The 3,888-nt window shown below is 71.2% G+C and carries 3 protein-coding genes; 1 reads left to right on the forward strand and 2 read right to left on the reverse strand.

Going from position 1 to position 3,888, the window contains the following annotated elements:
- Positions 1–447: 447 nt before the first annotated feature.
- Positions 448–2,418 (forward strand): protein kinase, encoded by a 1,971-nt coding sequence (locus AB0D74_RS50280; RefSeq protein ID WP_362603397.1) that lies wholly within the window; start codon positions 448–450, stop codon positions 2,416–2,418.
- A 52-nt stretch (positions 2,419–2,470) separates the two neighbouring features.
- On the opposite strand, the gene AB0D74_RS50285 is transcribed toward AB0D74_RS50280, so the two are convergent.
- Together AB0D74_RS50285 and AB0D74_RS50290 are read right to left on the reverse strand one after the other, a co-directional pair.
- A complete protein-coding gene (locus AB0D74_RS50285) occupies positions 2,471–3,049 on the reverse strand; it encodes a Uma2 family endonuclease (RefSeq protein ID WP_362603400.1) in 579 nt (192 codons plus the stop codon).
- Between the two features lie 208 nt (positions 3,050–3,257).
- Positions 3,258–3,860 carry a hypothetical protein gene (locus AB0D74_RS50290; protein ID WP_362603403.1) on the reverse strand — a complete coding sequence of 201 codons (603 nt, stop codon included), beginning with the start codon at positions 3,858–3,860 and terminating at the stop codon, positions 3,258–3,260.
- Between the last annotated feature and the right edge of the window lie 28 nt (positions 3,861–3,888).

Raw genomic sequence — 3,888 nt, forward strand, 5'->3', positions numbered from 1 at the left:
TTCATGGGGTGCTCCTTCGATTCCCGCGACGGCCGGACCCTACCGGCCGTTCCTCCCAGAGCCTCCTCCGCCACCCCGCTCAACTGCCTCGGCCGGGCGACCGGTTGTCACTCCCGAGCCCCGGCCGAAAGAACGACGGAGTTCGTCGAACGCCGGTCGTTCTTTCGGCCGGGGCTCGGGGGCCGCTACCGGCCGCCCGGCCGAGGCAGTGACGCGGGGCGGGAGAGGAAGCTCTGCGGAGAGCAGCCGGCCGTAACGCCCGGCTGTTCCACACCCACGAGGACACCAGCCAGATCCAGCAGGTGATCAAGGCCAAGGCGTCGCGAGCGGAGCAGCAGGTGAGCCGAACATCAACCAGCCCTTTTCACAAGGATGTTGGGATACTCTCACGCTGACCGACATCAGTCGCCATACGTCGCATACGTCACGCGAGAGTCCGGGATTCCCATGTCTGTCTCCCAACCCCGCCGGTCCGACGCGCTCGCCTACGCGGCGGCCGGGATGGAACCTCCGCCGCCGGTCCCGCTCCGGAAGAACGACCCCGTTCGGGTCGGCCCGTACGTCCTGATGTCGGTGCTGGGCAGTGGGGGGATGGGCCGGGTCTATCTGGGCCAGGACACCACCGGCGGTTCGGGCCTGGCCGCCGTGAAGGTGATCCGGCCCGAGTACGCGGAGGACCCCCAGTTCCGCAAGCGCTTCGAACGCGAGGTCGGTGCACTGGACCGCGTCCAGGGGGCGCACATCGTACGACTGCTCGGCAGCGGCTGCGACGAGGACCTGGTGTGGGTGGCCACCGAGTACGTCCCCGGGCCCACCCTCGCCGAAGTCGTCGACGCGCGGGGACCGATCGACGCACCGGCCGCCTGGCGGCTGCTGGCCGACCTGGGACGTGCGGTCGAAGCCATCTGGCGCGCGGGGATCGTCCACCGTGACCTCAAGCCGTCCAATGTGATCCTGGCCGCCGACGGCGCCCGGGTCATCGACTTCGGTGTCGTCCAGGCCACCGACGGCACCTCGATCACCGTCACGGGCCAGAACGTGGGAACGCCGGCCTTCATGTCCCCGGAGCAGGTCAGGGGCAGGGAGGTGACCGCCGCCTCCGACATCTTCGCGCTGGCCTCCGCCCTCGCCTACGCCGTCACGGGACACGCGCCGTTCGGCGACGGCACGGGGGTCGACGTCCTGCACCGGGTCGCCTTCGAACCGCCGAAGGAACAGGTCCTCGAAAAGGTGGCGGCCGTCGACACGGCTCTGGCCGCGTTCATCCGCGCCTGTCTGAGCAAGGAACCCGACACCCGCCCTTCACCGGAGACGGTGTTCCGGACCGCCATCGGGCACCAGTTGCCCGCGCCGACCGAGCGGCCACCACGGTCCGCGCCGCCGAGGGCGCCCCGTCGCGACAACCGCCCTGCCGCCTACGCGCCGCCCGCCGACCCCGCCACGTCCGCCACTCCTGCGACTCCTGCGACTCCTGCGACTCCCCCTCCGGCGAAGCGCAGAAAGCTCCTCGTGGGCGCGGCAGTCGCAGCGGGCGTCGTGGCCGCCGCGGCCGTCACCGCGGCGCTGTTGTCGCCGGCCCACTCCGGCGCGACAGCCGACCCCGGACCCGGCGTGCCGACGGTCGTGACGGACAGCCCGTCCACCACGGGGGGCGGTTCACAGAAGGACACACCGACCGCGAGCCCGTCGAAGGCGGACCAGGCGGTGCAGAAGTCCCCGAGCGCGGCGGCCACGAAGGACTCCGCCGGCCAGGGCTCCGGTACGGCGGACCTCCGCACCGCCGCATGCCCCGCCGAGCTCGCGTCGGGAGCCACCGGCGCCTGCGTCAGGACCCTCCAGCTTCTCCTGGGCGACCACGGCCTCTATGTCCCGGTCGACGGGGAGTTCGACGCCGCGACCGTCGCCGGGGTGGAGGCGTTCCAGACCGAGGCCGCCCTCACCGCCGACGGGAAGGCCGGCACACAGACCAGGAGCCTCCTGTACACCCTCCCCCGCGGAACCGTCCGGGCCGGCTCGGTCACGGTGACCGAGAGCGTCAACGCCACCTCGGTCGCCCGCTGCCTCGACAGCCGCGGACCGAACCCCCAGGTGTGGGGGTGCAATGCCACGGCCGCCCAGAAGTGGGCGTTGTACCGCGTGGCCGGCCAGGACTCCCAGTACCTCGTCGTCAATCGGGGCAGCCATCTCTGTCTGGACGCCGACGTCGGCACGATCGACCAGAACGGCCAGAAGGTCCGGACCACCGGCTGCGACGGACTCAGTGCCCAGCGATGGCGGCTCGGCAGCGGCGGAACGCTGGTCAGCGTCCCGGACGGCCTCTGCCTCGACGCCGACGCCCCCACCTCCGGACAGGACGGCCAGCCGGTACAGGGCTGGGGCTGCGCGGGCAGCATCAACCAGGTGTGGAACTGGTCCTGACGACCCCGCCGCCGAAGGACGCACACGGCCTCGCCACTCGTTCGTCCGCCGGTCAGGTCGAGGGCACGAGGGCGTTGAGGTCGATGTCGAGCAGGAAGGGCACGGAGGTCTTGAGCCGGTCCCGGTGGATGCCGGTGGGGACGTAGGTACTGGTCATGGTGTCGAGTTCGTAGGCGTGAACGGCGGGTAGTCCGGCTTCGTCCTCGATGCGCCAGAAGTGGGTGATCTTGGCCTGGGCGTACTTGAAGGGCTTGAGGGACCGGTCTCGGTCGGCTGATTCTTCGGAGACGACCTCGATGACGAGGGCGACGTCCTCGGGTGCGTACCAGGTGCGGTCGGGGTCGTAGGCGGCGGTGGTGACCAGGATGTCCGGCTCGGGACGGCTCTTGTTGTCGAGGCGCACGGTCATCTCGCGTTCGACCTCGAACCCCGTGGGGGCAGCCTGCCGTAGGGCGAAGGTGAGGTTCTCCACGAGCCGGGAATGCCAAGACCGCTGCGGCGACATCATGAAGATCAGGGCTCCGTCGATCAGTTCGGTGTGCCGCGGTGCCTGGGGGAGGTGGTCGAGGTCGTCGGCTTCCCAGCCGCTGGGCCTGGGCGGGATCATCCAGTCGGGGAGTTCGGCGGTCACGGCTTCCTCCAAGTGCTGCAAAGGGAGCGATCAGGGGCCTTGATCCCGGATCGCGGACTCGGGGCCATGCACCTGTCGTCAGCGTAGTTGATGCCGGGATGGCTCGACACGTAGGCAGGCTCGCGCCCAGTGCACGGCCGCGAAGCGGTTGCCGCAGGCTGAGGCACGTGTCTGCCCCGCCAGGTCCGTGCGGCTTCTTCGGTACCCGTCAGTCCCTGTGGACGGTGATCGAGGTGTACTGGGTGAGCTGGCGGACGGGGGCCGTGGTCCGGCAGCGTGCCCACAACTTGGGTGTGCTGGCCACGGGACCGGCCGGGATGGTGACCGTTGCCTCGAAGGATCCGGTGGCGAGCGCGTCGACCGAGAGCAGCGCGTACGTGGCGTCGGCCGTCGCGGTCGTCTGCGGCTGTGCCAGGGACTTCTCCTCCTCCAGCGACCGGGTCAGCTTCGCGCCTCGCTCCCAGCGGATGCCGAGGGAGACCGCGGTGCCCGGAGCGCAGCCTGTGCCGCGGAGTGTGACCGCGCCGCCGGGCACGCTCCGGGAGGGCGAGGCATGCAGAGACGGTGCGTCGGCGGTGGGTCGGGGCGTGCCGGATGCCGTCGGACCGGGGGTGCCGGTTCCGGAGCCCTCGGAGTCGAGGGCCAGCGGGAGGACGGCCAGGGCGGTGACGGTCACGGCGGCTGCGACCACGGCCTGCCGTGCCTTGCGACGGCGCCGCGCACGTTGCCGCAACTGCCCGACCGGCGGTCGCCGGGCGGCCCGGGTGCCCTCCTCGACGAGGCGGCGCAGCCTGCTCTCAGGGTCGGTCATGGCGGGACAGAGCTCCTTCCGGATCGGC

The sequence above is a fragment of the Streptomyces sp. NPDC048278 genome (genome assembly GCF_040652195.1).
Classification (GTDB): domain Bacteria; phylum Actinomycetota; class Actinomycetes; order Streptomycetales; family Streptomycetaceae; genus Streptomyces.